3 protein-coding genes and 1 pseudogene are annotated in these 5068 nt (G+C 70.8%); all 4 read left to right on the top strand.

Going from position 1 to position 5068, the window contains the following annotated elements; genetic code table 11:
- Nucleotides 1-302 precede the first annotated feature (302 nt).
- A complete protein-coding gene (locus C4U03_RS38915) occupies nucleotides 303-728 on the top strand; it encodes a hypothetical protein (protein ID WP_103944815.1) in 426 nt (141 codons plus the stop codon).
- A 285-nt stretch (nucleotides 729-1013) separates the two neighbouring features.
- Nucleotides 1014-1903, top strand: a pseudogene (locus C4U03_RS38910) (IS5 family transposase).
- 279 nt (nucleotides 1904-2182) lie between these two features.
- Nucleotides 2183-4432 carry an AAA family ATPase gene (locus C4U03_RS38905; protein ID WP_146087701.1) on the top strand — a complete coding sequence of 750 codons (2250 nt, stop codon included), beginning with the start codon at nucleotides 2183-2185 and terminating at the stop codon, nucleotides 4430-4432.
- A 125-nt stretch (nucleotides 4433-4557) separates the two neighbouring features.
- Nucleotides 4558-5068 (top strand): hypothetical protein (locus tag C4U03_RS40900; protein WP_200827780.1); only part of this gene is annotated, 511 nt, incomplete at its 3' end.

Raw genomic sequence — 5068 nt, 5'->3', positions numbered from 1 at the left:
CGCAGCCCGCCAACAACCCCTGGGTCACCAGGAACGGAGACTTCTCCGATGATCCACCCTTCTGACCCCGCCCGCCTCGGCAGCAACGGGGCACTGCCACGCGGACCCAGACCCTCCACTCTGGGTGCCGTCAGGCGTGTCACCGCCAGCAAGCGAGAGCAGCCGTTGCCAGCGGGTGTGACACAGAAGCGAAATCACCTGTCGCATAGCCTCGTCAGAGGCAGCGTCCGCCCGGCTCGGGGTCCGCCGGGCCGGGGGTGATCCGGCAGCATCATGTACCACGTCGGCTCTAGGAGGTCCTGGTGGCGTCCGTTCCCCCTTATCCCGGCCGGAACGGCCGGCCTGGCCTACCGCGCGTCGCGGCCGCCGTCGAGCACTTCCTCGACTCCATCCAGGACCCGGCGACCCGCGCCGACTACGCCCAGACCCTCGCACACCTGATCGACCTCTTCCCCGCCTGGTTCCCCGTCGTTGGCCTGGACTGCGAGCACTACGAGGCGGTGATGAGCCGCTGGGACGATGCAGCACCCGCCACCAGGAACCGGCATCTGTCGGCACTGACCTCCTTCACCAACTGGGCCCAGCAGCAGAACCTGCTCGGCAGCGACCCCGCCTCCCCCACACCACCACCGAGCACGACCCCGCAGACGGTCACCGGAACCGTTGACCACTCTTCACCGGCAACGACAGCCGTTCAGGGCCGTGAGGAGGATCGGAACGGTGATTAGCGGTAGCCGGCGTTCCAGCAGGTCGAAGACGGGGCGCTGAACAGCTACACCGGGCAGAGTGCACACTCTCCGGTCTGAAGATTCGCATCGCCGCAGGTAGCAGCCCCTACCGCTAAAATCCGGTCTGATCCTCAAAGGCCGACGCGGCTGCGGCGGTTGCGTCGGGGCCGGCGGCTAGGGCCTGTTTTGAAGTCCGGGGGGTGATGGTGTGTCGTGATCGCTAAGTAGTGAGGTCTCCGGTAGAGGGTTCATCGACCATGAAGACCCTGAACCACCGGAGACCTCGTGGCCGCCCTAGCGGTGAGGAGGCGGTTCGACCTGACCGATGAGCAGTGGGCGCGGCTGGAACCGCTGCTGCCCGGGGGCAAGCGGCCGGGTCGACCCTCGAAATGGACGAAACGGCAGCTCATCGACGGCATCCGGTGGTGGGTGCGGGTCGGGGTGCCCTGGCGGGACGTGCCCGGCTGTTACGGCTCCTGGCAAGCGGTGTACGGAGTGTTCCGTGGCGGCGCGATGGCACCTGGGCTCAGATCCTGGCCGGGCTGCAGGCCCGTGCCGACGCCGCCGGGCTGATCGGCTGGCAGGTCGGCGTGGACTCCACCGTCATGCGTGCTCACCAGCACGCCGCCGGTGCCCGCCGCCACGGCGAACTGCAGGCCGAGCCGCCCGGCGGAACCGTGACCGAGCTCGCCGACCATGCGCTGGGCCGCTCCCTGGGCGGGCTGTCGACTAAGGTGCACCTGGCCTGCGAGCAAGGGCAAAAACCGTTGTCGCTAGTGGTCACCGCCGGGCAGCGGGGTGATGCGCCGCAGTTCGAGGTGGTGATGGCCGGCATCCGCATCGCCCGCATCGGCGGCGGGCACCCCCGGACCCGGTCGGAACGGGTGCGCGCGGACAAGGCGTACTCCTCCCGCGCGATCCGTGCTCACCTGCGGCGGCGGGGCATCGCGGCCACGATCCCCGAACCGGCCGACCAGGCCGGCCATCGACTCCGGCGCGGCGCCCGCGGCGGACGACCGCCCGGCTTCGACCCGGTCGACTACCGCGAGCGCCATGCGGTCGAGTGCGGCATCAACCGGCTCAAACGTCACAGGGCGGTCGCCACCCGGTTCGACAAGCTCGCCGTCCGCTACCAGGCCACCATCCACATCGCTGCCATCAACGAATGGCTCTGATCAACTTTGAAACAGGCCCTAGCCGCGTTCGACCATGGGGCCGTCGTCCAGGTGATTTCGGCGACGCCGCGACCGCCGCGGCGGCCGTCTCGAAGATCTTCTCCGCGACCTCCAGCCCAGGGACGAGCAGCGTGCTCTTCCTCATACCATCAGCATGAGCTGCGACGTACTTGATGCCGTGGGCGGGTTGCGTCGTTTGCGGGGCCTGTTCGGGGATGTAGTGGCTAATCTCCCCGTGAAGACGGTCGGGTGAGGGCGGGGTGAGCCGTGGAGGGGCCGGTGCCGGTGCGCAGGGCGTTGTGCGCGGTGATCGGTTCCTTTCACTCCGGCGAGGACGAGCCGCCCACCGGCACCCCCGCCGACATTCCCGGCGCCGACGCCCTGCGCGGGCAGATGACGGCGGCGCTGGCCCGGCTGGGCTACCACTGCGTGACGCTGAACGGGAATGAGTCAGCTGCCGAGCTCGGCACGGCCGTGCTGGGATTCTTGCGGGAGCCAATGCCAGCGGGCGGGGTGCGGGTAGTGCATGTGCTCAGCCATGGGGTCCAGCCGCCCAACTACGATGGCCTGGAGGTCCTTGGGGCCGACGGCCGTGCCGATGAGCTCACCGATGTGGCTGGGTGGGTACGGCGGGCCGATCGTGATCCAGATGCGCCTGCGACGTTGTTCCTGCTGGATGTGTGCCAGGCCGGTACCGCAGTGCGACTGCCGTACCAGCTGACGATCGATCGGCGCCGCACCGTGGTGCTGGCCGCCTCACCGGCCGATGAACCGGCCTATGACGCTAACTTCACCCGTGCGATGATCGCCGCACTGGGCAAGGTCGCCGACGGCGGCTACAACGTCGCCCGCGGGTTCGGGTCGATCGCGCCGCGGCAGGTGGCGCTGGACGTCCAGGCCCAGGTCGCCGCCCATGGGCATGGGCAGCAGGTGACCTGCAGCCTGTTCTCCCTGCTGGACGGCGAGCCGGACTTCGCGTTCTTTCCCAACCTGGTCCCCGCCGACGCCGACCTGCTCCCCGACGGCGTCGACCCCGGCTTGGGCGACCTTGCGCTGGGGCTGGACCCGGCGCACTTCGTCGACCGTGCCTACGCCCACGGGCCGCGCCCGCGGATGCGCACGGGCCTGTTTTATGGCCGGGACCGGCTGCTGGGCGAGTTGTCGGCCTGGCTGGATGAGATTGGCCCGCCCGAGCCCGGTCAGGGGCTGCGGGTGGTGACCGGTAGCCCGGGCAGCGGCAAGTCGGCGCTGCTGGGGGTGCTGGTATGCGCCGCCCACCCCGGGTTGCGTGAGGCGACCGACCCGGCGTGGAACCGGCTGCCGCACGTGCCCTCCCGCAACGAGCACCTGGTCGCGGTGCACGCCCGGCAGTTGACCACCCAGCAGATCATCGACTCTCTGGCCCGCCAACTCCACCTCCCACCCCCCGGCCTCCGGCCGCACGAGGACGGCGGTGAACAAGACGAGCGGATGGGCCCTGCCGCCCCAGCGCAGCCCGCTGCGGAAAAGGCCAGTGCAGCATCGGCCGGTGGGGGCGCCCAGCACGGGTGGACCACCGCGGACCTGCTGGAGGCGATCACCACCGGGACGAGCCCGCCGGTCATCGTGGTCGACGCGGTCGACGAGGCCGCCCAACCGTCCGAGCTGATCCAACAGGTGCTGCTACCCCTGGCCACCCGCACCCACCCGCGCTCCCCCTTGACGGCCGACCCCGCCGACGGCGACGAGGCCGGTAATGGAGATGGTGGTGAGGGTGGCGGGGGTTGGTGCCGGCTGCTGGTCGGTACCCGCGCATGGGCCTCGCTGCAACCGCTGCTGCAGGCCGCCCGCGACCACGGCCACCTCATCGACCTGGACCAGGAACCCCCCACCGAAGTCCGCGCCGCCCTCACCGGATACGTGACCGCGCTGCTGGACCGCCAGCCCCCCTACGACACTGCCGCCTACAAGACCGCGCGCGCCCACTTCGCCGAAGCCCTCGCCGCCACCCTCACCACCCGCCAGCCCCCGGCGCCAGCGTCGCCCGCTGGAACCGTCACCGACCCGGCCAGCCCAGCAGGCCTAGCCGGTGTGACCGATCCAGGTGATCCGGCTGATCCGCGATGGGGGGCGTTCCTGGTCGCCGCCCTGTACACCCACCACAAGATCACCGCACAAGCCCTGCCGCCCGACCCCGCCTTCGCCTGGGTACTCGGCGGGCAGGTCCCGCGCACGTTGTGGGAGGTGATGGAGATGGACCTGCAAGCCCGCGCCACCGACCCGTGGGCCCGGCCCCTGCTGGCCTCCCTGGCCTACGCCCGCGGCGACGGCATGCCCCTGGACGTCCTGACCCACGTTGCCCCCGTCTTCCACCACGACGGCCCCCACATCCCCGACCCCGCACCAGCCCAGGCACGCCACACCCTCGCCGGGATCCGCTTCTACCTGCGGCTGACCCCCGACCAGCACGGCGTCATCCACTACCGCCTCTTCCACCAGGGCCTGACCGACTACCTTCGCCACCACCCCACCGCCCCACCAGCGCCATGACCGTTCGCCGTACCTCCCGGCAGTGGGAAGCACGCGTCCTGGACCGGCTCTTGCCATCAGCAGCCCCGACGTCCACCACACCGTCACGGGGCCGCAGCGAACCTGGGTCACAGGCCGACGGCCGGATGTGGTCCGGCGCGTCCCGATACGCCCTCTCGCACGCCGCCGAGCACGCCGCCGCCGCCGGCCGCCTCGACGAACTCCTCACCGACCCCGAATTCCTCGTGCACGCCGACCCCGCCACCCTGATCCCACTGCTGGACGAGGCGAACGGGCCAGAGGCGAGACGGCACGCGGCGGTGTACCGGACCTCCGCCCACCTACATCAGCAGCAAGAGCCCGACGCCCGCCGATCGATCCTGGCCACCGACGCCGCCCGCCACCGCATCCCCGATCTCACCGCGACTCTACGCCTACCACGACCGGAGCCTGCCTGGTGGCCCGCCTGGGCCACTGCCAGCCAGATCCACCGGGCACTGCGCACCACTCTGGACAGCGCGACCTGGGTGGTTGCGGTCGCATGCACGACGCTGGAAGGCCGCCCAGTCGCCGTCACCGGCGGCCACGACGGCACGGTGCAGGCGTGGGACCTGACCCTCGGCGTACCGGTCGGCGGACCGATTACCGGTCACACCG

This window comes from Thermomonospora echinospora, from assembly GCF_900108175.1.
GTDB classification, from domain to species: Bacteria; Actinomycetota; Actinomycetes; order Streptosporangiales; family Streptosporangiaceae; genus Thermomonospora; species Thermomonospora echinospora.
The sequence above is the reverse complement of the archived record's forward strand: the minus strand, read 5'-3'. Positions and strand labels throughout refer to the sequence as shown.